Origin of the sequence: Pseudomonas iridis (assembly GCF_017980685.1) — a bacterium.
Taxonomy (GTDB): Bacteria; Pseudomonadota; Gammaproteobacteria; order Pseudomonadales; family Pseudomonadaceae; genus Aquipseudomonas; species Aquipseudomonas iridis.
Genome location: NZ_JACXXO010000001.1, coordinates 974,309 through 991,472, shown reverse-complemented (window position 1 = coordinate 991,472; position 17,164 = coordinate 974,309). Strand labels below are relative to the sequence as shown.

31 protein-coding genes and 1 tRNA gene are annotated in these 17,164 nt (G+C 56.9%); 24 read left to right on the top strand and 8 right to left on the bottom strand.

The window, feature by feature from the left end; all coding sequences use genetic code 11:
* Window positions 1–158: 158 nt before the first annotated feature.
* The 4 genes from IEQ42_RS27515 to IEQ42_RS04695 all read right to left on the bottom strand — a co-directional run bounded on the left by IEQ42_RS27515 (window position 159) and on the right by IEQ42_RS04695 (window position 2,118).
* The gene (locus IEQ42_RS27515) at window positions 159–569 is read right to left on the bottom strand and encodes an Arc family DNA-binding protein (protein ID WP_338109770.1); all 411 of its coding nucleotides are present in this window, start codon (window positions 567–569) and stop codon (window positions 159–161) included.
* The gene (gene csrA, locus IEQ42_RS04705; RefSeq protein WP_210702707.1) at window positions 562–753 is read right to left on the bottom strand and encodes a carbon storage regulator CsrA; all 192 of its coding nucleotides are present in this window, start codon (window positions 751–753) and stop codon (window positions 562–564) included. The genes IEQ42_RS27515 and csrA overlap by 8 nt, the downstream gene beginning before the upstream one ends.
* Window positions 754–832: 79 nt before the next feature.
* Window positions 833–1,213, bottom strand: coding sequence for a helix-turn-helix transcriptional regulator (locus IEQ42_RS04700; RefSeq protein ID WP_210702706.1), 381 nt, complete (start codon window positions 1,211–1,213; stop codon window positions 833–835).
* Window positions 1,214–1,341: 128 nt separating this feature from the next.
* Window positions 1,342–2,118: a LexA family transcriptional regulator gene (locus IEQ42_RS04695; RefSeq protein ID WP_210702705.1), complete on the bottom strand. Its 777-nt coding sequence runs from the start codon at window positions 2,116–2,118 to the stop codon at window positions 1,342–1,344.
* A 107-nt stretch (window positions 2,119–2,225) separates the two neighbouring features.
* Between IEQ42_RS04695 and IEQ42_RS27510 the strand changes: the two genes are divergently transcribed.
* The 16 genes from IEQ42_RS27510 (at window position 2,226) to IEQ42_RS04615 (ending at window position 10,571) form a co-directional block, all read left to right on the top strand.
* Window positions 2,226–2,525, top strand: a complete 300-nt coding sequence (locus tag IEQ42_RS27510) for a Cro/CI family transcriptional regulator (RefSeq protein ID WP_210702704.1) — start codon at window positions 2,226–2,228, stop codon at window positions 2,523–2,525.
* Window positions 2,525–3,061, top strand: a complete 537-nt coding sequence (locus IEQ42_RS04685; protein WP_210702703.1) for a KilA-N domain-containing protein — start codon at window positions 2,525–2,527, stop codon at window positions 3,059–3,061. The genes IEQ42_RS27510 and IEQ42_RS04685 overlap by 1 nt, the downstream gene beginning before the upstream one ends.
* A 126-nt stretch (window positions 3,062–3,187) precedes the next feature.
* Window positions 3,188–3,511, top strand: a complete 324-nt coding sequence (locus IEQ42_RS04680; protein ID WP_024011512.1) for a hypothetical protein — start codon at window positions 3,188–3,190, stop codon at window positions 3,509–3,511.
* Entirely contained in the window at window positions 3,508–3,804 is a 297-nt protein-coding gene (locus IEQ42_RS04675) for a hypothetical protein (protein WP_024011513.1), read from the top strand. The genes IEQ42_RS04680 and IEQ42_RS04675 overlap by 4 nt, the downstream gene beginning before the upstream one ends.
* Window positions 3,801–4,097, top strand: coding sequence for a hypothetical protein (locus IEQ42_RS04670; RefSeq protein ID WP_210702702.1), 297 nt, complete (start codon window positions 3,801–3,803; stop codon window positions 4,095–4,097). The genes IEQ42_RS04675 and IEQ42_RS04670 overlap by 4 nt, the downstream gene beginning before the upstream one ends.
* Window positions 4,094–4,417 carry a hypothetical protein gene (locus IEQ42_RS04665; protein ID WP_024011515.1) on the top strand — a complete coding sequence of 108 codons (324 nt, stop codon included), beginning with the start codon at window positions 4,094–4,096 and terminating at the stop codon, window positions 4,415–4,417. The genes IEQ42_RS04670 and IEQ42_RS04665 overlap by 4 nt, the downstream gene beginning before the upstream one ends.
* Window positions 4,414–5,148, top strand: a complete 735-nt coding sequence (locus IEQ42_RS04660; RefSeq protein WP_210702701.1) for a Rha family transcriptional regulator — start codon at window positions 4,414–4,416, stop codon at window positions 5,146–5,148. Before IEQ42_RS04665 ends, IEQ42_RS04660 begins: the two co-directional genes overlap by 4 nt.
* Window positions 5,145–5,456, top strand: a complete 312-nt coding sequence (locus IEQ42_RS04655; RefSeq protein ID WP_024011517.1) for a hypothetical protein — start codon at window positions 5,145–5,147, stop codon at window positions 5,454–5,456. Before IEQ42_RS04660 ends, IEQ42_RS04655 begins: the two co-directional genes overlap by 4 nt.
* Complete coding sequence (locus tag IEQ42_RS04650) at window positions 5,453–6,043, top strand: hypothetical protein (protein ID WP_210702700.1); 591 nt, start codon at window positions 5,453–5,455, stop codon at window positions 6,041–6,043. Before IEQ42_RS04655 ends, IEQ42_RS04650 begins: the two co-directional genes overlap by 4 nt.
* Window positions 6,040–6,264 (top strand): hypothetical protein, encoded by a 225-nt coding sequence (locus tag IEQ42_RS04645; RefSeq protein ID WP_210702699.1) that lies wholly within the window; start codon window positions 6,040–6,042, stop codon window positions 6,262–6,264. Before IEQ42_RS04650 ends, IEQ42_RS04645 begins: the two co-directional genes overlap by 4 nt.
* Window positions 6,261–7,064 (top strand): helix-turn-helix domain-containing protein, encoded by an 804-nt coding sequence (locus IEQ42_RS04640; protein WP_210702698.1) that lies wholly within the window; start codon window positions 6,261–6,263, stop codon window positions 7,062–7,064. Before IEQ42_RS04645 ends, IEQ42_RS04640 begins: the two co-directional genes overlap by 4 nt.
* Window positions 7,048–7,878 carry an ATP-binding protein gene (locus tag IEQ42_RS04635; RefSeq protein ID WP_210702697.1) on the top strand — a complete coding sequence of 277 codons (831 nt, stop codon included), beginning with the start codon at window positions 7,048–7,050 and terminating at the stop codon, window positions 7,876–7,878. The genes IEQ42_RS04640 and IEQ42_RS04635 overlap by 17 nt, the downstream gene beginning before the upstream one ends.
* Window positions 7,875–9,269: a replicative DNA helicase gene (locus tag IEQ42_RS04630; RefSeq protein ID WP_210702696.1), complete on the top strand. Its 1,395-nt coding sequence runs from the start codon at window positions 7,875–7,877 to the stop codon at window positions 9,267–9,269. Before IEQ42_RS04635 ends, IEQ42_RS04630 begins: the two co-directional genes overlap by 4 nt.
* Window positions 9,266–9,904: a hypothetical protein gene (locus IEQ42_RS04625; protein WP_228731928.1), complete on the top strand. Its 639-nt coding sequence runs from the start codon at window positions 9,266–9,268 to the stop codon at window positions 9,902–9,904. Before IEQ42_RS04630 ends, IEQ42_RS04625 begins: the two co-directional genes overlap by 4 nt.
* Entirely contained in the window at window positions 9,901–10,185 is a 285-nt protein-coding gene (locus IEQ42_RS04620; protein WP_210702695.1) for a hypothetical protein, read from the top strand. The genes IEQ42_RS04625 and IEQ42_RS04620 overlap by 4 nt, the downstream gene beginning before the upstream one ends.
* Window positions 10,182–10,571: an antiterminator Q family protein gene (locus tag IEQ42_RS04615; RefSeq protein WP_210702694.1), complete on the top strand. Its 390-nt coding sequence runs from the start codon at window positions 10,182–10,184 to the stop codon at window positions 10,569–10,571. The genes IEQ42_RS04620 and IEQ42_RS04615 overlap by 4 nt, the downstream gene beginning before the upstream one ends.
* Before the next feature lie 145 nt (window positions 10,572–10,716).
* On the opposite strand, the gene IEQ42_RS04610 is transcribed toward IEQ42_RS04615, so the two are convergent.
* Window positions 10,717–10,956: a hypothetical protein gene (locus tag IEQ42_RS04610; protein WP_210702693.1), complete on the bottom strand. Its 240-nt coding sequence runs from the start codon at window positions 10,954–10,956 to the stop codon at window positions 10,717–10,719.
* A gap of 66 nt (window positions 10,957–11,022) precedes the next feature.
* Here IEQ42_RS04610 and IEQ42_RS04605 point away from each other — a divergent pair.
* Window positions 11,023–11,108: transfer RNA gene (locus IEQ42_RS04605), tRNA-Ser, on the top strand.
* Between the two features lie 198 nt (window positions 11,109–11,306).
* Here IEQ42_RS04605 and IEQ42_RS04600 read toward each other — a convergent pair.
* Window positions 11,307–11,561, bottom strand: coding sequence for a DUF6555 family protein (locus tag IEQ42_RS04600; protein WP_051600379.1), 255 nt, complete (start codon window positions 11,559–11,561; stop codon window positions 11,307–11,309).
* 217 nt (window positions 11,562–11,778) lie between these two features.
* Between IEQ42_RS04600 and IEQ42_RS04595 the strand changes: the two genes are divergently transcribed.
* From IEQ42_RS04595 to IEQ42_RS04585, 3 genes are read left to right on the top strand one after another with little or no spacing between them, the layout of a single operon-like run.
* Window positions 11,779–12,384, top strand: coding sequence for an HNH endonuclease signature motif containing protein (locus IEQ42_RS04595; RefSeq protein WP_024011527.1), 606 nt, complete (start codon window positions 11,779–11,781; stop codon window positions 12,382–12,384).
* Window positions 12,385–12,414: 30 nt separating this feature from the next.
* Complete coding sequence (locus tag IEQ42_RS04590) at window positions 12,415–12,732, top strand: phage holin, lambda family (protein WP_051600598.1); 318 nt, start codon at window positions 12,415–12,417, stop codon at window positions 12,730–12,732.
* The gene (locus IEQ42_RS04585; RefSeq protein WP_210702692.1) at window positions 12,729–13,106 is read left to right on the top strand and encodes a hypothetical protein; all 378 of its coding nucleotides are present in this window, start codon (window positions 12,729–12,731) and stop codon (window positions 13,104–13,106) included. Before IEQ42_RS04590 ends, IEQ42_RS04585 begins: the two co-directional genes overlap by 4 nt.
* A 144-nt stretch (window positions 13,107–13,250) precedes the next feature.
* Here IEQ42_RS04585 and IEQ42_RS04580 read toward each other — a convergent pair whose 3' ends face one another.
* Both IEQ42_RS04580 and IEQ42_RS04575 read right to left on the bottom strand, forming a co-directional pair.
* Window positions 13,251–13,454: a hypothetical protein gene (locus IEQ42_RS04580; protein ID WP_210702691.1), complete on the bottom strand. Its 204-nt coding sequence runs from the start codon at window positions 13,452–13,454 to the stop codon at window positions 13,251–13,253.
* A 321-nt stretch (window positions 13,455–13,775) separates the two neighbouring features.
* A complete protein-coding gene (locus IEQ42_RS04575; RefSeq protein ID WP_210702690.1) occupies window positions 13,776–14,114 on the bottom strand; it encodes a YceK/YidQ family lipoprotein in 339 nt (112 codons plus the stop codon).
* 129 nt (window positions 14,115–14,243) lie between these two features.
* Between IEQ42_RS04575 and IEQ42_RS04570 the strand changes: the two genes are divergently transcribed.
* The 4 genes from IEQ42_RS04570 to IEQ42_RS04555 all read left to right on the top strand — a co-directional run bounded on the left by IEQ42_RS04570 (window position 14,244) and on the right by IEQ42_RS04555 (window position 17,163).
* Window positions 14,244–14,420: a hypothetical protein gene (locus tag IEQ42_RS04570; RefSeq protein WP_210702689.1), complete on the top strand. Its 177-nt coding sequence runs from the start codon at window positions 14,244–14,246 to the stop codon at window positions 14,418–14,420.
* Window positions 14,421–14,732: an HNH endonuclease gene (locus IEQ42_RS04565; protein WP_210702688.1), complete on the top strand. Its 312-nt coding sequence runs from the start codon at window positions 14,421–14,423 to the stop codon at window positions 14,730–14,732. It abuts the gene before it with no gap.
* Between the two features lie 413 nt (window positions 14,733–15,145).
* The gene (locus tag IEQ42_RS04560) at window positions 15,146–15,622 is read left to right on the top strand and encodes a TerS protein (RefSeq protein WP_210702687.1); all 477 of its coding nucleotides are present in this window, start codon (window positions 15,146–15,148) and stop codon (window positions 15,620–15,622) included.
* The gene (locus IEQ42_RS04555) at window positions 15,622–17,163 is read left to right on the top strand and encodes a terminase large subunit (protein ID WP_210702686.1); all 1,542 of its coding nucleotides are present in this window, start codon (window positions 15,622–15,624) and stop codon (window positions 17,161–17,163) included. The genes IEQ42_RS04560 and IEQ42_RS04555 overlap by 1 nt, the downstream gene beginning before the upstream one ends.
* Window position 17,164 lies beyond the last annotated feature (1 nt).

Below are 17,164 nucleotides of genomic sequence, written 5' to 3'. Positions count from 1 at the left end.
GATAGTTCCGCTCTCTGGGAGCGAACTATCCGGCAAGCAGCTGATGCCAGTGTTGTTCAAGATCCAGCAGGTCACGCCGCGTGCGCTGTCGTGCTGGACGCTGATCACTTGCTCGTTGGCGCCGGCGTGGCCGACGACCAACAGAAGGGCGGTAATGATCATTGCTCGCATGGATGCAACTCCTCGAGGCGGGCCAGGCGCATCGCGTCGTCGATGGTCTTGTCGAGTTCGGCGCCGGTGAAGTAGATATCGCCCGCCATCACCAGAATGTCGGTGTCGGGGTCATCGATGATCTGCCGATCCCGCAGCCACTCATAACGCCGAGCATTGGCAGCCATCTGCACGCGGTCGTCGATATGCATACAGGAAGTGGCAGCGTTTGCCAGAGCATCGAGCAACAGTTGCTGGCGCTTCTGACCGTCTGTGTACTGCCGAACGGCCTGAACAAACACGGCGTTCATGCTGCGGTCACTGGCATTGGCGATTGCCTCAATCTCTGCGCGCAGGCCGTCAGGCAGGCGTGCGACAAACTTGTCGGCGGTTCTCGAATCGAATGGAGTGTCACGCATGGGCGTCACCTTTTTCTTGCTGCTCAGCCTGAATACGCTGGTAGATCTCCTCGCGGTGCACTTCGACTTCTGCCGGCGCGGTGATGCCCAGGCGTACCTGCTGGCCGGAGACGCCGAGTACGGTGACGCTGATGTCGTCGTTGATGCGGATGGTTTCGCCTGGCTTTCTGGTCAAAATCAACACTGGTGTTGCTCCTTGATAGTTTTCTTCAGGCAAGCCGATGGCCCGCCGCGTTGTTGGCTTTCGCAAAATTCAGTTGGGCTTAAACGGTTTGAGCGGCCTCGATACGGCGGATGGCCACTCGGGTTTCAAACTTGCGCTCGCCTGGGCGGCGTATGCGGCTGAACTGTTCGGTGTTGGCTTGTTGGGCGGTAAGCACCATGCACAGCAGGATGACCATCGGGGTGATGATCTGACGCTTCATGCACTCAACGACTAGGCCGCGCATCGTCTTGGCGCCCAGCTTGAAGCGAGCAGCGTCAAGACGCTTCTCGGCTGTATTTGGGCTGATGCCCATGACGCGACCAATCTCTTTCACCGTCAGATCGGCGGCAGCCCAAAGGGTGGCCTCAAGCTCGCGAGGAGCTAGGCCCATCTTGAGATTGCCCTGCCAGTTGCCGGCGGTGAGAGTGGTGTTGGTCATTTGGTGAAGCTCCATGCTGGGTGCGATGGAGTAAAAAGTACCAAAGGTAATTATCTAAGTAAATACCTTTGGCAATATTATTTTTCACAAGCCAAAAAAAACCGCTCAAAGCGGCGGCTTTTTTACGGCTAAGGTCTGGATACCCTCACACTGCCCCCGCGCCATACCACTCTTCCAATCAATGGGAGCTCGACGGCTGCTGAGCTTGGGATAACCTCGTCGGGGAAGAGTTGCTTGTCTTGATTGTCACACCTAAGCATCCAGTTTCCCGAAATCTGCTGCGCTACCCGCCTGACGCTGGTCCTGCCATCAGGCATACGGACGAGATATACCTCACCATCCTTCAAGGTCGGCTTGTACGTGTCAATCATGACCACGTCACCGGACAAAATATGTGGCGCCATACTATCGTCGCCGGCATAAACGATGTTGAGACTGCTAAACGAAACTCCCATTTCTTGAAGCCATCCGCGCCTGAACACCATACCTTCGGTCAGCCCGCGATGCTCGTCGTTCACGTTGGGCACGAAAGAGTTATCGTCCAAATACTGAGGAATTAGGACGTATTGCTCGCGTGGTGGCGCGTCAATAATGCGAGCAGTTTTAGCCCAGGTTGTCCGAAATGAGTCTGCGGTGACGCGCGACGACGCAACCATTTCAATGATCCCCGCCAGGCGCGGACTAAAGTCAGCAACTGGCACGTCCAAGATTTTGGCGAATGCAGCCGCTATCTCTGTGTTCAGCGGGTTCACACCGTTCAGATAGTGTGAGACGGAGCTCTGGTTAATCCCGAGTTGCTCAGCCAGCTTTTCCTGAGTCAGCTTCAGCTGCTTCTTTTTGGCTGTGAAAATTGCCTTCAAGCGTAGGCATTCTTCTTTACGGTCAGCAGGTAATGGTTTTTTCATCAGTTGATAATATTCCCATCGGTAATAGTTTCACAAATGCCAAAGGTATTGCTTTGTGAAAATGCCATAGGTACTATTTTCCCAAAGTTCTATTTGGAGAATTGGCCGTGAAGCGGATCAATCTTAAAGATTTTGCAAAGGATCGCGGTCAGCCACAGGCAGCCTTGCTTCTAGGTATGACTCAAGGTGCGCTGAGCAAGGCCATTCGTACCGGTCGAGATGTTCTCGTCATTGAACAGCTCGACGGGACGTTCACCGCTATAGAAATTAGAAGCTTTCCCTCGTGTGCCGCGAGGAGCTCAAGGCTTGGAAATGGCCCGATGCTGAGTAAAACGATACGCCTATCGCTGATCTCCGAAGAGTCGGGCAATCCATCTGTTCATTCATCCAGTACCGAGGTGGCCTGATGAACAACGTCATTCCGTTCGAGTATCAGGGCCAACTTGTGCGCTTCAACACTGACGGCTGGATCAACGCCACCGAAGTCGCTAAACGCTTCGGCAAGAAACCCATCAAATGGCTGGAGCTTCCAAGCACCAAGAGTTACATGGCAGCTATGACAAGGCACCTCGCCAATGAGGTCCGATTTTCGGACTTCAAACTTGTCGAGACTGTCAGGGGGCGCGGCAAGGCAGGGACGTGGTTGCATCCGAAGTTGGGTGTGCGTTTCGCGCAGTGGCTCGATGACGACTTCGCTGTCTGGTGCGACACGCAGATTGATGCGCTTCTTCGCGGTTTCCCGTCTGCGATGGGGCGGTTCAACCACGCCTGTAAGCAACTTGATGATCGTCAATCGCGGGCAAGCGCAAGCGGCCGTGATCTCGCTGATTGGAAGCGCGAGAAACCTGGCTTGATCGCCGAGGTGGAGCGCGGACGGAACCATCTTCAGATGATCCTCGCCCTGGACAGCCCAGAAAACCACAACCTGCAGGCTTCGGCATGAACGCCTGCCCATCCCTGTATTTGCTGTCTGGCTAAACCCCAGACAGCAAAAAGCCAGCTGTCGAGGCTGGCTTCTTAATCAGTCCCTTGCCGGGGACTTCTTTGAATCTTCGTCGGAGAAGACGATATGTCACGCCCAAAAAATAGCACCACCCAAAACCAAACGCAACTGGATAGAACAGTAAAACCACTGGTGAGCGATACGGCGTTCTACGCCCGTGGCGGCCACGAGATGCTCGTCGTCAACCCAAACGTTGCAGCGATTGATGCTGTGAACGTCGGTAGCTCACTCCTTGCCTCCACCATTAGCATGGTTAACCGCTTTATTGATGGCGAGCCCGATGCTGATGACCTTTACGCCATTCATTGCCTTCTCGAAGTCGGGAAGGCGCTTATGGATGCGGGTTCATACGGCTTGCATCGGGCCGCAGACGAAAGGGCTGCCCAATGACGGCTCAACTCGGAAAAGCAGCCGACTGCGCCCAAGGCATGCTGGAAGACCTGCAATGCGCCGAGCGCATCATCCGGCATCTCACTCACCAGCTGGAAGTTACTGGAACTCTAACCATCGAGAACTCCCCTCTGGATTCCCTGGTGGCTAATGCTCTGGAGATTTCCTGTAGCGGTGGCGAATGGATCAAGGACGTCATTGCGCGAGCCTCGGAAGAAGTCGAAGAGATCTATTCCGCGACACAAAACGCGAATACCAAAAACGTGTCGCGGGTTGCGGAGGCGCGCACATGAGTACATCACTGTCACTCATCGACCTCAATGTTATTGAGGGTGAAATCCTGCGCGGCGTGCTTGTCAGTCCAGAAGACATGGCACGCATGAATGAGGCCCGCGCTGTGTTTAACGAGCTGCGTTCAATCCTGCTGGCGCAGGTAGTTCCCGCACTTGGCGGCGGGACTAACCCGATGGCTACGGAAATCGAGGCCCGTCTCGAAGCGATCACTTTTGCTAGTCGTAACTTCTTATGGCCGCATCGCCACGCCGGCGCTGCTCACGATGCGGTCAATGTGGAGGCATGTCGATGAAAGCCACTATCCAGAGGTCCAAGCGTCCACTTCCAAGTTCGCCTTGGCGGCTATACGGCTCATTCAACGCAGGCTGCATTGAGCGTCGGTCTGCGCTCGAAGTGATTGACGAGTTTCTGCGACGCGCCGAGCTCACTGTCGACCCAGCGGAGAAACTCGCCCAAGCCCAGCGCGTGATAGGTGCATTGATGGCACTGCACGCTTTCGATGCAAAAGGGGCTAGCTCTGCCGATATCCACAACTACGTATTTGGCCGCCTTGCTGCCCTCACAGGTGAGACGCCCGAAACCCTCGTCACCATGGCTGGAGTCGCTATATGACCATCGCCAAATTCCAAGACGACCATGCCGTCACCATGCCCACGAACGACCTGCTGATGCTGGTCAATGAGGCTCGCGCTGAGTTCGGAGAATCGCAAGTCCGGCACAACGACTTTGTTGCGCGGTGCCGCGATGAGCTGGATGGTGAATATTACGAAACTTTCGTAATAAAGGCGGATGGACCTGGGCGCCCGTCCGAGGCTCTTCGCCTCACTCGTGATCAGTGCAAGCTGGTTGCGATGCGCGAGTCAAAAGGTGTTCGCCGTCGAGTTCTGGCTCGACTCAATGAGCTTGAGAGTCAACAGCAGGCGCCAGCCTTGCCTCAAAACTACATCCAAGCTTTGGAGCACTTACTGGAGTCCAAGCGCTCCGAACAGCTCGCCATCGAACAGCGCGATCACGCCATTGCAACCAAGGCGCAGATCGGTGCCAAACGTGAAGCAACCGCCATGGCCACAGCAAGCGCCGCTGTGCGAGAGGCTGCGCGCCTGCGTGACGAGCTTGGTTTCAGCACTCGGCACGCCACCATTCTCAAGGTCGAAGCCGCCCTCAGCCGGCGTTTCAGCTTCGTCAACCTTCGCCGGTGGTGCAAGGCGAATGGTGTAACCCCGGAGACCGTCCCAGACAAGCGCTATTCCGAGGGCGTTAAAGCCTGGCCGGCTGCTGCCTGGGCAGCCGTTTTTGATATTGATCTGGTTGACCTGTTTGGCGCCGACGGAGAACAAGCATGAACAAGAAACCTACCTACGAACAACTCATGACCCTGATCGCCGAGGCCGCCATTGACTTCCAGCAGGCCGAAATCCTGCGCAACTCGCTGAAGCGCGAGCTGAGCGCGATGTACGCGACTTATTTTCAGGCGCATGGCCGGCCAGGAAATGGCGAGCGTACCCGCTTCGATTTCGAAGACCCTGCATATCGCGGTGTCGTGGAGTTCACCCAGGGGGCGTACAGCCGCTGGTTTGATCAGCGCGCCCTCACCACACGGCTCAAGCGCAAGTTGCGCAATCTAGTTGAGCGTCTGGAGCGTGCCCAATGAAAAACGTTATTGAATTTCCATCGACGCTGCCAGTGGAGCACATCGACGAGGCCCTCTTCGAAAAAAACAATGACGCCGCGCTGTTGTTGAAATGCTTCGAGGTCGTCAAGGACACGCTTGAGGTCATTAGCGAGCCCGAGTACACCATCGAGCAAGAGGGTGACACGCACATTGATCTGATCCGTGCGTTCTATGCATTGAAGGTGCTGTTTCGGCGCAGGACTGGCCACGATGCAGACCAGGTTGCCAAAGACCATTTTGACGCAATGAGTCGCCACTTGCTGGCGGGTGAGGCACGTCCAGAAAATAAAATCCCTGTTGTCGGGTACCCGGCCGAGTGTCTGCCTGACGAAGCGTTCGATGGCTTGACCGATCAACAACTGGCTTGCGCAGCGTTCAACTACAGCAATCGCACGCGAACCCTGATTATGGATCATTCGCCGACAGGGCTGGCGCTTGATGAGGCACGCACTTTCTCCATTGATTCCACCACCGCACTCCGCCTGCTGGTGTTACGTCTGTCTGGTGGCTCAGTGGAAGCCATGGGTGCCGGGATTGGCCGCAAGCCAGGGGAGACTCTGCAATGAGCCGCCTCCCGCATATCTCATCCACCGAACAGGGTCCGGTATCGGTGATCGCCGGACCGTGGCCGAGCTACAGCCGTTTCAAGGGACTGCCAGAGCGCGATCGCTGGGTTCTGTATGGATCGGCCAAGGCCTACCGCCAAGCGCTGGAAGATCAGGGGCTGGTCATGGCCGAGGGATACGACGCCTTCATCCGCCGCGTGACTGGGGAGTTGGAGCTATGAGCGTTCAAGCCATGGCATGGGCGCTCGCGCAGCAGGAAGTCACCGAGTCGCATTCGCGGCACGTTTTATTGTGCTTGGCCAACTACGCAGACCAGTCCGGACGTGCTGCTTTTCCTGCTGTTTCCAGTCTTGCGCTGGACACTGGGCTGGCGCCTCGCACGGTTCAATATCGGCTCCGAGAGTTGGAGTCGGCCGGCCTGATCCGCCGTGGCAATCAGGCAATTGCCGCGGCGTACATCACCCAGCGAGATCGCGTTCCTGTGTGCTATGACCTTGATCTTTCACGGGGTGCACAGGATGCACCCCGTACTGAACGGGGTGCACGCGAAGACACAACGGGGTGCACGCCGGAACCGAACGGGGTGCACGCCACGACCGAACGGGGTGCACAGCGTGCACCCAATCCATCCATTAACCACCCATTAACCATCCTTAACCAAAAAGAAGGCGACAGGGCGCCAGAGAAAGGAGGGAAGTCGAAAGCCCAGAAGTTCGATCCGCTTACCGCCAAACCGGCGAACGCTTCCGAAAAGGCGTGGGCAGATTTCTGTGAAATGCGAAAGGCCAAACGGGCACCGCTAACACTCCGTGCCTGCGAGCTGATCGCCAAGAAGCTGGCCAACCATCCAGAGCCTGACGCGGTGCTGGATAAGTCCACAACGAGCAGCTGGTCGGACATCTATCCCGATTCGGTTCTGCCAGGCGCTGGGGCGAAGAACGGGAAGCCTTCGTCCTACATCAGCCTGCCGCAACACACCGACGACATGTATCAAGGGGGCGGCCATGGCCCAGCGTTCTAATTTCCGTCGCCAGCCTGTACAGCGCACCTTCGCCGGCGAATGCCCTATGCACGGCGCGGTTGATCGCTCGGAGGTTGAGCAGTTCGATGGTTCGATGGCTGTGCGTCCGTGCAAGCAGTGCCAATTCCACGGCCTGCGCGTGGCGCCTAGGCCCAGCGAGGAACATTCGCTGGCGCTGGCCAACCTGCAAGCGGAAAGCGTCAACAGCGCGCTGGTGGGCTCTGGCATCACGCCTCGCTTTGCCGAAAGCACCTTCGCCACCTATCGAGCCAACACACCGGCCATGATCCAGGCGCTCGAAACGTGCCGGGGCTATGCCGATAACTTCGGCGAGCATTTTCAGGCAGGCCGCAATCTACTCATGTGCGGAAATATCGGCACCGGCAAAACTCACTTGGCCAGCGGCATCGTTCAGCACGTTATTCGCCAGCACGGTGCGGTGGCAGTGATCACCACGGCCGCTGAGATTATTCGAGTGTTCAAGCGCTCAATGGCGCGGGACTCCGGTTACACGGAGGGCGACGTGATCAATGAACTGGCGAGCTTTGATTTGTTGGTGATCGATGAGATCGGCGCGCAGAAGGGGAGCGAATACGAGTTGGGCGTGCTCCACGAAATCGTTGATCGTAGGTATCAGATGGTTCTCCCCACTGTGGTCGTCTCCAATCTGCCGGCCACGTCGAAACAGGACGCTGACGGAAAGCCGACACCAAGCCTCGAGCAATACATCGGAGCCCGGGCGCTGGACCGGCTACGCGAAAACAAAGCGCTGCTGGTCGGCTTCACCTGGGCCTCGGCACGGGGGCGCACATGAACCAAGAGGACAAGTATTACCGCATTGAGGCAGAACAGGGCGTGCTGGGCGCAATCATGATTGCCTCGCTCAATCAAAGCGCCGGAATGCTGGACGAGATCATCCTGCAGATGAAGTCGGCCGACTTTTGGCACGAAGATAACGCGGCGCTGTTCGATGTGATTTGCGACTGCCATGGGCAGCGGATGCCAGTTGACGCAGTGACTCTCGGGTCAATACAGCGCTACCTGCCAAGCGGAGCATCCACCCTGCAATACACCATCGATATTTGCCGGGGCGTTCCGTCATCTGCTAACTGGAAGAGTTACGCCCAGACCGTTAGGAAGTGGGCGCTGGTGCGCCAGTTTCGTGACCTCGGGCGCATCGTTGACACCTGCGTCGACGATGATCTTCCGGCGGATGAAATCCTCGATCAATGCGGCCTGGCGCTGGCGGACCTGCGAGACCTGCAAGCATCCGGCAAGGCCGGTTACAAGCGCATGAGCGACGTATTGCCGTCGGTGCTCGACCACATGGATGACGTGCTCAACGATCGGGCGCCACCGAAACTATCCACCGGGCTTGCGGAACTCGACAAGCTGATTGGCTTTCTGCGCCAGAAGTCGATGGTGGTGATAGGCGGTCGCCCTGGTAGCGGCAAGACGATGCTGGGCCTGCAGATCATGAATCACGTTGCCACCCAAGGTCGCGGCGTCGGACTGGTTGTCAGTCTCGAAATGCCGGGCGAGCAACTGACGTTGAGAACGATCGCGAGTCTGGGCGGCGTAGATCTGCGCCGGATGGATGAGGTCAAGTGCCTGGAGCAGGAAGAGTGGACACGGATCGGCGTTGCGGCCGGAAAAATCAAAGATGCCGAACTCTACCTGCTGGACACGCCAGGGCTGACGATGCCGGCGATTCGCGCCGAAGCGCTCAAGCTTCGCCGCGAGGTCGGGCTGGACATCCTGATGATCGACTACGTGCAGATCGTGGGGAGTGATGGGAAGTCACAGAACCGGGCGGATGCGGTGGCCAAGGTGTCCATCGCAATCATGAACCTCAGTCGAGAGCTCGCCATCCCGATACTGGTGCTCGCTCAATTAAACCGTGGCCCGGCTAATCGGACCAACAAGAAGCCGCAAGCGAGCGACCTCAAGGAGAGTGGCCAGATCGAGCAGGATGCGGACGCGGTGATCTTGGTGCACTACGACCGAGAGTCTGAAATGGGAGAACAGGGAGTTACTGAGCTGATCCTCGACAAGGGACGCCAGGCGGAAGCTGGCTCATGCCTAGTACAGCGCCAAGGTCAATTTGGCCGTTTCGTAAACTTTGCGGGCCGCGAGCCCACCCAGGAAGAGGTGGAAATCGCCCGCCCCTTCTCCGAACAGTACAAAGGGAGGAAAAAGGCATGATCTCCGAACTGCAAAAACTGTTTCGCCGGTTGACCGGTGATAGATCGCTCGAACCGGGCAATGTCTTCGTTCGCTTGCCCCAGAGCGCTGGTTCGCCAACTGACGAAACAATGAAAGTGGAGGTTGAACAGCCGCTATCGCTGGAACACGGCAAGGCACAAATTCTCCCGAAAGGTGCGGTGCTTGTGAAAGCGCCCAAATACCCGGAAGCCGAGCGCATTGCCGCCTCGATCCGTGACTTTCCGGAAGACTGGGTTTGGAAGATGAAGGGGTACGAACTCGGGCACGTGCCTACCGGTTTCATTCTGTGGGTGGCGAACCAAGACTATGGGCTCGCTGAGGTTTACAGCACCGGTGGAAAGGGGGCATTCGCCAAAGCCGAGCAAGCGATCATTTGGCCGGCCGTCGAGGGTTGGCTGGCTCAGCACAAGATCGGGTTCACCGGACGCCTTCCGAAGGTAACGATCATCGGTCGTCAGTCCACCTACTGGTGCTTCGTCAAGGACAACCCTTGGGTGGGTATCGGCAGTTCTCCGGCGGACGCGTATCGCACGTGGAGCTTTGCTGTCTCCGCCCAATCGCGCAACAACATCAGTGCCAACGAATATCTGGAAGTTCGGAGTGCCACGCTATGAACAACGTAACAGCGGCGCTGCCGCGCAAAAGCTTGACCCCAGTCGAGTGCCAGTTCCTGAAACAGGGCAATCGCCTGCTTTTGGAAAAGACCAATGGCCGGATCGGGTCGGCGGCGTTCATGGACATTATTGCCGACTGGCACGCGTCCCGCGCCAACCTGGGTTTCGAGGAGTTCGCCCGGCGCTGGATCACTGAAGGCAACGCAAAAAACAAGATCGCCAACAAGCTGCTTCGGGAGCTGTTCGGCATGGATGAGCCAAGCCCGAGGAAGGCAGCATGAAAAAACGAACGTACGTGGGCAAGGCTCTGGGCGACACTGAGTGGCTGCTGGAACAGTGGGGCTTCTGGCGCATGGACGGCATGGGAGTTCCGAGCTACGTGTCGCCGTTGTATGCGCTGATTCGAGACAACACGCCGTGCACTGGTGGGGTGAAGGAATACAGCCTGACCGATGACCTAGCGCTGATCGTCGACGGCGCAGTGGCCCGCCTGATCAGTCGAGATACGCAGATGGGCGACTTCATCTGGCTTTACTTTGGAGCCAAGTGGCCTGCTCTGCGAATTGCCCGGGCGGCCGGGATCGGAGAAGCCAAAGCGCGGGAAGTGATCAAGGCCGGCGTGGCTTGGGTTGACTGCGCGCTGGAACGAGTTCGAGAGGCTGCGTAAAAAAGTCTTTCCACGCGGATAAACACCTGTTTTCATGGCACCGTGTTCAGCTTTTCAAGCGCGACACAACAGACAAAGCCCAACCATCGTGTTGGGCTTTTTTATACCGGTAAGCATTAGTGACGAAGCCTGCAGGTTCAGGGGCTCAGTCGCGCAAAGTGCGAGTCAAGGTTTCGCCTGTTCTAGAGTTATGAAACGTCGTCTCGCTGAGCCTAGTGGAATAGCCGTTATCCACGATCCGATAGGATTTAGCTCCGTTTTCCCACTCCGTGCTGCCTTTCGAGATGATCCCGTTCTGCTGAGTCTCTTCAACGATGGTGTAGATTTTCCCTGCATCGTTTTGAACCTCAAACCGATCAGTTTCCAATGTGCGTTTTACCCTCATCACGAGAATCTCCTGGTCAATAAGGCGCGCAAGATACCTTAGGACCTAGCCGTTTAGACAGTTTTAGGAAGGTGGCGCCCAGTGGTGGGCAATCCGGTTTGAACCCGGAGCTATCGGAAACGGTAAGAGTTCGACTCTTTCACCTTCCGCCAATGTTGTTGATGACCATTGCCAGAGTGGCCCTTTGGGGATGTCTGGACACCGATAAGCCGGTCAGTACGGTGGTGCGATAAACACCGGCAGTCAGCGTACTCCTGCTCCATTACCCTGGAGTAGTGCTGACGGACAGGAGGGGAAAGTCCCTCACCGAATTCTAGTAAGCGCCTCCTTGGGTATTCTCATATCCACAATCACGACGTGGCCGTATCCGACCAGTCGACCGATTCAGATGCTCGCCACCGTACATCGGCGATGCCATATCTTTCGGCCATCGGTTTGGAAAACTTTTTAAGAGGCGGTCGACCAGGTTTTGGAATCGGCGCGATACCGACATCGCAGCTTGCCCAATGCCATGCGTCAGCGGTGTTCATGCCTTTCGTTCTGATGACGAAGGTTTTTGGTTCGCCGTGTAGCAGATACTGAATAGTGAAAATGTCGATGCTCATGCCGCCTCCCTTTTGCGTCTGAGGTAGTGATCGACTGCGTTTGCAAAGATTCCAAAATTATTGAACGACTGCTGGGTCCTGGCTGGTCAGGATCACCTTATTTTTGACCTCGGCATTAGCCGGGGTTTTTCGTTTTCGGCTCCCCACACCCATAGCCCTGAGCTGGGAGTGCTGTTGGGGCCGAGTTTATTACGCTCCCCACAAGGGAGGAAGCCGGATGAAGTCCATGCCAAGAAAATCCATGGCAAGGCCAATCAGCCTGAGCCAAGCAGATCTGTGTGCGATGCTCGAGTACGAGCCTGATACAGGCTTGTTGCGCTGGAAGTTAAAGCCTCTGCTTGGCGGCTCATCGGATGCGCACACTAAGGCGTGGAACTCGACCCGGTCAGGAGTGGTGGCTGGAACTAGAAAGCTCAGCCCCGGTAAGGAATATACCCAGGTAAGCGTGAAGGGTCGTTTCTACCATGCCCACCGGCTCATCTGGGTGATCGTTCACGGAAGCATCGACGACACCCTAGTTATCGACCACATCAACGGCGATGGCAGGGATAATCGTTTGGCGAATCTTCGCCTGGTAGAGCATGCCGAAAATCAAAAAAATATAACGATGCGCCGAGACAATCGCACCGGCGTGATGGGCGTTCGCTGGAATCCAGAGAAGCGAAAGTGGGAGGCGAAAATCACCTCTGGTGGAGTGATCACTTTTCTCGGTTACCACGACTCGTTTGAGGATGCTGTCGCTGCCCGAAGGATTAGCGAAAAGCAGCATGGCTTCCATCAATATCACGGGCTGTCTCGCGAACAAAAGACCACGCCCGTATGACGTCGCTCAGAAGCGAGCAGAGAAATGAAGATGCCGGATAAAAATCCTGACTTTTGGGCGCAGGTCTGGCTGGTCCTTTCCACGCCGCTTTGGCAGGGCGCCATCATGGCCTTCACCATTACTCTGTTGCGCGTGCTGTACGAAGCCAAAGAGCCAAACAAATGGCGGATCGTCTTCGAGGCGTTGATATGTGGCGCGCTCAGCCTTTCTGCCAGCAGCATCATTGAATGGATGGAATGGCCGCCGAGCCTTTCCGTTGCAGCTGGAGGTGCTATTGGCTTCATCGGTGTCACAGCGATCCGAGACCTGATCATCAGGTTCCTCGGTCGCAAGGCAGATGCGGCATGAAGGCCTTCGCTGCTGCAATCATCATCGCATTGGTGGGGATCTTGCTCATCGGTATCCAGCAGTCACGCGTCGTCGCTCTACGTAGCGAGGTGGAGGCTGAGTCCCGAAGCAAGAATGACGCCATTAAGGCGAACACGGAGAGCCAGGCCACGATCACCACGCTGCGAGCAGAAGCCAAGCGCAACGCCGACTACACCGCCGATCTGGCCAAGCGTATCAAGGCCAGCGAGAAGAAAGCCGAGAAGGCGAGGAAAGACTTTGAAGAACTCAAGCGCAACAGCAAGCCTGTTCGTGACTGGGCTGCTCAGCCTCTGCCTGACGGCCTGCGCGGGAAAGCCAGCGCTGGTAACCCAGACAAAGGCCGTAAGAATTGAAGCCCCTGAGCTGATCCCCTGCGAGCGGGTAGACCACGATGACGCCGACCTTCGATACAACGGCGACGTGTGGGAGCTCAAGGACAAGGCCATCAAGCTGCTGGACACGTGTGCCGATCAAGTTGACGCCCAGATCAAGCGCAGTCAGAGCGAATAGCCGGCACCTTGATCAAGCGAACTGTCCTGTGTGACCAAGAGGCGCGAAGGAATTAGCTGTTGCGCATCAACGGCTGGGATTTCGAAGCCGCCGAGTAGTTGAAGCTGCCGTTCACTTAATTTGGTCGAGCCTTCTTCCTTTGCCTTGGTCATTCTCGCGTGGTTCATTGCGATTTCATTGAGAGTTGACACGTTACATCTCCGGTGGACTGCCCAAGCGTATCGCTGAGTCATGAACATTATTTGGGTGCCGCTACGTCAGATTACCGACGCTCTGGGGCCATTACAATCGACCCCTGTGCAATCCCTAAGCCAGACTCGCTTACCCACTCCGCACTAGGTTTTTAGTGCGACAAATGGTCTGTGGAGACTCATGGCCGCGATCATTCCGACCATCACAATAACCTTCAAGCGCGCCTAGTGGGTGATGCCATGAAGCTCACGACCGGACGCCTGTGAAGAAAGGACAAGTAGGTCGCGACGCGTTTCTCATGGAAGTAGTCATTTCGCGTGCTACTCGAACCGGGCCTTCTTGATATCGCCATGCTTGTTCTGAAGATAAATGGAATAAGGCAATAAGACTGTGTCTGTAACAGCTGAGAGTCCCATATCGAGAACAATCAGTGCGGGAGCAGGGTATCCATCGAAGCCAGTGCTTCGCCGTTGCTCCGCGTCTAGTGTGCAGTAATCAAACACTGTACCGCTGTAGATTCGCGGCACCGAGTCACAATGGGAATGCCAGCGAGCCAGCTTATTACTAGCCACTGCATCATCCCGGAACGTCGTATTGATCGTCCCACATCCCGATGCTGAAGCGGCCGAAAGTATCAATATGATCCAGCTGAATTTCATTGAGTCGACTCCTTTGAAAGGATTTGGATTGTAGTCGAGTCGGTGAATTCATTGAGTCGTATTCGATAAGTCGCGACACGTTTCGCGAGAGTGCAAATTGTGTCGCGACAGGCGGCGAGGATGCGGAACATGAGTGACAAGGCCGAGTACTACCAGATGAAGGGCATGGTCAGCGAGATGTCGGCTGAGGATCAGGCTGAGGTCATGAAGGCTGAAACCGATGTGGTCGCGATTGCCAAGCAATCCGACAAGGCAATGATCGGTGCGCTCATGGCGATGACCAAGATCAGCCTCGAGGCTCGATAGGTGGCCACCAACTCGCCATGGCATCAGCTCTACAAGACCAAGCGCTGGTATCGATTGCGCTGGCATCAGTTGCAGGCAGAGCCAACCTGCCGACTATGCAAGGCGCTGGGTACGGTTGAGGCGGCAACAGTGGTTGACCACATCATCCCGCACAAGGGTGACGAGAACATCTTCCACGATGCCAGCTCGCTGCAGTCGTTGTGCAAGCCTTGCCATGACGGCGCCAAGCAACGGCAGGAGCGCACCGGCATTCTCCCTGGTCACGACACCTCCGGCATGCCGGTTGACCCGAACCATCACTGGAATCGGTGATAGGGCAGCGCTATTGGCAGGATCGACCATCGATAGGTAGAGTCTATCACCGGTCAGTCGGCGATAGAGGGGGTGGTCAAATGATAGGGGTTCTCGTTGGATAGGACCGCCCTCGACCTGCTTCTGTATCCGTAACCCGGAAAAACCTCCAAAAACCAAATTCGGCCAGCATAGAGAACCCTTATGGATGACGCTCACGATGATCTGTTGTGCGCGCTAGGCGCCCGCACAGCCCCGCGCGCGAGGCTGTCGAGATTACAGCGCAAAGAAATCAATCGGCAAGCCCACCTCGCAGCGCAACAGTTTGAACACGCCGAGCGTGAGCGCCTGACCCGAGAGGCGTTGGACAAGATTATCAAGACTCGGTCCTGACCGGCCGCGAGCAATACCACTCCCAACCCAAAGAGAACTCTATGGCAGCCAGACGTAGCCGCTCTGATAGCTCGTCGTCGGCGGTTGCCGCCATGCAGGCCGCATCTTCCGGTCCGATCAAGCCACCTGCCTCCGTGCACTTGCGCGATGGCGATCAACCCTACTGGGACGCGATTGTCCGCGCCCGCGCCAAAGACAGTTGGACCGACTCCGATTTGATCTTGGCGGGAAACTTGGCCCGCTGCTTGGCGACCATCGAGAAGCTGCAACGTGAGATCGACGCGGAGGGCGACATCATCACTAACGACAGAGGTACGCCGGTGATCAACCCACGTCACACGCTGCTGGAGACACTGAGTCGTCGCGCGGTTTCGCTGTCACGCTCCCTGCAGGTTCATGCTCACGCCACGCAGGGTGATTCACGGGACCAGGGCAAAAAGGCCACCAAGCAACGGCAGGCCGAGAAGGTCATCGAAGAACAGGACGATGACGACCTGATCCCCCGGGCTATGCACTGATGGCGGTCAGGCGCCGCACTCGCGGCGAGCGCGTCATTGCGTTCATCGAGAAATATTGCCGGGTTCCGGAAGGCAAGCACATTGGTCAGCCTCTGGTGCTCGACGAGTTCCAGAAGAAGTTCATTCTGGCGATCTACGACAACCCGGCCGGGACCAGCACGGCCTATCTGAGCATTGCGCGGAAGAACGGCAAGACTGGTTTGATCGCCGGCATTCTGCTCGTTCACCTGGTCGGCCCTGAAGCCGTACAGAACTCGCAGATCGTTTCCGGCGCCATGAGTCGGGAGCAGGCGGGGATCGTGTTTAACCTCGCGGTGAAGATGATCAACCTGAACCCTGATCTTCAGGCGCTGGTGCATATCAACCCGAGCGGTAAGAAGCTGCTGGGCACACCGCTCAATGTCGAGTACCGAGCCCTGGCGGCCGAGGGAAAGACAACGCACGGCCTGTCGCCCGTGCTGGCTATCCTCGACGAGGTTGGTCAGGTGCGAGGTCCGCAGAACGATTTTATCGATGCGATCACCACGGCGCAGGGCGCTCATGAAGCACCGCTCTTGATTGCGATCAGCACCCAGGCGGCGCAGGACAGCGATCTGTTCAGCGTCTGGCTTGACGATGCTGCGCGCTCCAAGGATCCGCACATCGTCAGTCACGTCTACGAGGCGCCGAAGGATTGCAAACTCACCGACCCCGCTGCCTGGCGCGCAGCGAACCCGGCTCTTGGGACTTTTCGGTCTCTATCGGATCTCGAGAAGCAGGCCGAGCGCGCAGATCGGATGCCAGCGTCGGAGAACACCTTTCGAAACCTTTGCCTCAACCAGCGAGTGTCGACCGTATCGGTATTCGTCTCGAAGGGCGTGTGGGAATCATGCGGCGATGAGCCGGACAGCCCGGATGGGTTGGATCTGTACGGTGGTCTCGACTTGTCATTCCGTACTGACCTTACAGCGTTTGTTGTGATCGGTAAGCGCAACGGGGAGTGGAACGCCTGGGCATTCTTTTGGACTCCCGAGGTGGGGCTGATGGAGCGAGCCAAACGGGACCGCGAGCCATACGACGTGTGGGTAAGGCAGGGGCTGCTGATCACCACTCCCGGCGCGACTGTGGATTATGCATTCGTGGCAGTAGACATCGCTCGGATCTTGAATGACCTGGGCGGTGACATTCAGGCGATTGCATTCGACCGCTACCGGATTGATCTCTTCAAGCGTGACGCCGAAGCCCAAGGTGTAAATCTTCCTCTGGTCGAGTACGGCCAGGGCTTCAAGGACATGGCTCCAGCCATTGACGCACTGGAGTCTGAACTGCTGAACGGACGACTACGACACGGTATGACACCGGTGCTGACCATGTGTGCGGCCAACGCAGTCATCCAGAAAGACCCCGCAGGCGGGCGCAAGTTTGCCAAGGACAAAGCAACCGGTCGAATCGATGGCATGGCCGCACTGGCGATGGCGTTCGGAGCCACCCTCGGAACTGTCGAGGAAAGCAAAGGCGATTTCGACCACTACCTCCAACACGGATTTTCCGGACTTCTATAGG

Bases quoted from the DNA above. Each gene is read 5' to 3' on its own strand.
- IEQ42_RS04575 (WP_210702690.1), bottom strand. From the start codon at position 14,114: ATGAAATTCAGCTGGATCATATTGATACTTTCGGCCGCTTCAGCATCG.
- IEQ42_RS04620 (WP_210702695.1), top strand. From the start codon at position 9,901: ATGAACAACGTAACAGCGGCGCTGCCGCGCAAAAGCTTGACCCCAGTC.
- IEQ42_RS27515 (WP_338109770.1), bottom strand. From the start codon at position 569: ATGCGTGACACTCCATTCGATTCGAGAACCGCCGACAAGTTTGTCGCA.
- IEQ42_RS04630 (WP_210702696.1), top strand. From the start codon at position 7,875: ATGAACCAAGAGGACAAGTATTACCGCATTGAGGCAGAACAGGGCGTG.
- IEQ42_RS04685 (WP_210702703.1), top strand. From the start codon at position 2,525: ATGAACAACGTCATTCCGTTCGAGTATCAGGGCCAACTTGTGCGCTTC.
- IEQ42_RS04675 (WP_024011513.1), top strand. From the start codon at position 3,508: ATGACGGCTCAACTCGGAAAAGCAGCCGACTGCGCCCAAGGCATGCTG.
- IEQ42_RS04695 (WP_210702705.1), bottom strand. From the start codon at position 2,118: ATGAAAAAACCATTACCTGCTGACCGTAAAGAAGAATGCCTACGCTTG.
- IEQ42_RS04635 (WP_210702697.1), top strand. From the start codon at position 7,048: ATGGCCCAGCGTTCTAATTTCCGTCGCCAGCCTGTACAGCGCACCTTC.
- IEQ42_RS04645 (WP_210702699.1), top strand. From the start codon at position 6,040: ATGAGCCGCCTCCCGCATATCTCATCCACCGAACAGGGTCCGGTATCG.
- IEQ42_RS04650 (WP_210702700.1), top strand. From the start codon at position 5,453: ATGAAAAACGTTATTGAATTTCCATCGACGCTGCCAGTGGAGCACATC.
- IEQ42_RS04585 (WP_210702692.1), top strand. From the start codon at position 12,729: ATGAAGGCCTTCGCTGCTGCAATCATCATCGCATTGGTGGGGATCTTG.
- IEQ42_RS04555 (WP_210702686.1), top strand. From the start codon at position 15,622: ATGGCGGTCAGGCGCCGCACTCGCGGCGAGCGCGTCATTGCGTTCATC.
- IEQ42_RS04670 (WP_210702702.1), top strand. From the start codon at position 3,801: ATGAGTACATCACTGTCACTCATCGACCTCAATGTTATTGAGGGTGAA.
- IEQ42_RS04660 (WP_210702701.1), top strand. From the start codon at position 4,414: ATGACCATCGCCAAATTCCAAGACGACCATGCCGTCACCATGCCCACG.
- IEQ42_RS04680 (WP_024011512.1), top strand. From the start codon at position 3,188: ATGTCACGCCCAAAAAATAGCACCACCCAAAACCAAACGCAACTGGAT.
- IEQ42_RS04600 (WP_051600379.1), bottom strand. From the start codon at position 11,561: ATGAGCATCGACATTTTCACTATTCAGTATCTGCTACACGGCGAACCA.
- IEQ42_RS04590 (WP_051600598.1), top strand. From the start codon at position 12,415: ATGCCGGATAAAAATCCTGACTTTTGGGCGCAGGTCTGGCTGGTCCTT.
- IEQ42_RS04560 (WP_210702687.1), top strand. From the start codon at position 15,146: ATGGCAGCCAGACGTAGCCGCTCTGATAGCTCGTCGTCGGCGGTTGCC.
- IEQ42_RS04595 (WP_024011527.1), top strand. From the start codon at position 11,779: ATGAAGTCCATGCCAAGAAAATCCATGGCAAGGCCAATCAGCCTGAGC.
- IEQ42_RS04625 (WP_228731928.1), top strand. From the start codon at position 9,266: ATGATCTCCGAACTGCAAAAACTGTTTCGCCGGTTGACCGGTGATAGA.
- IEQ42_RS04655 (WP_024011517.1), top strand. From the start codon at position 5,145: ATGAACAAGAAACCTACCTACGAACAACTCATGACCCTGATCGCCGAG.
- IEQ42_RS04615 (WP_210702694.1), top strand. From the start codon at position 10,182: ATGAAAAAACGAACGTACGTGGGCAAGGCTCTGGGCGACACTGAGTGG.
- IEQ42_RS04700 (WP_210702706.1), bottom strand. From the start codon at position 1,213: ATGACCAACACCACTCTCACCGCCGGCAACTGGCAGGGCAATCTCAAG.
- IEQ42_RS04640 (WP_210702698.1), top strand. From the start codon at position 6,261: ATGAGCGTTCAAGCCATGGCATGGGCGCTCGCGCAGCAGGAAGTCACC.
- IEQ42_RS04665 (WP_024011515.1), top strand. From the start codon at position 4,094: ATGAAAGCCACTATCCAGAGGTCCAAGCGTCCACTTCCAAGTTCGCCT.
- IEQ42_RS04610 (WP_210702693.1), bottom strand. From the start codon at position 10,956: ATGAGGGTAAAACGCACATTGGAAACTGATCGGTTTGAGGTTCAAAAC.
- IEQ42_RS04570 (WP_210702689.1), top strand. From the start codon at position 14,244: ATGAGTGACAAGGCCGAGTACTACCAGATGAAGGGCATGGTCAGCGAG.